Annotated in this window: 1 protein-coding gene; it reads right to left on the bottom strand. The window is 45.1% G+C overall.

The genetic code is table 11. The annotated features are described in order from the left end of the window. Positions 1 to 439: TonB-dependent receptor plug domain-containing protein (locus LE190_RS22300; RefSeq protein ID WP_225240619.1), on the bottom strand; the 439-nt coding region annotated here is incomplete at both ends.

Raw genomic sequence — 439 nt, forward strand, 5'->3', positions numbered from 1 at the left:
CCATACGAAGCCATTTTCATTACCGGTAAGCATAACCGAACTATTGGTTAGTCCGTTATTGGTGGAGTAGCTGCTCAATACTTCACCTTTAATTTGCCCAGCTGTAGGAACATTTGGTTCAAGCACATTGATTACACCGCCAATAGCATCAGATCCGTACATCAAAGAGGCTGCACCACGTAGGACCTCCACACGATCCGGTTGATTTTGGTCGATTTCAATACCATGTTCGTCTCCCCATTGCTGTCCCATCTGTTTAACACCATCACTTACCGTAACGACACGATTATAACCGAGACCTCGTATAACAGGTTTTGAAATACCTTGTCCCGTTGTGATGTGGCTTAGTCCGGGAACTTGTCGGGAAAGAGCATCAATAAGATTCGTTGCATTTCCCTGCAGTTCATCTTTGGAGATTACAGCAACCGAGGTACTGTTG

Origin of the sequence: Massilia hydrophila (assembly GCF_020208145.1) — a bacterium.
GTDB classification, from domain to species: Bacteria; Pseudomonadota; Gammaproteobacteria; order Burkholderiales; family Burkholderiaceae_D; genus Telluria; species Telluria hydrophila.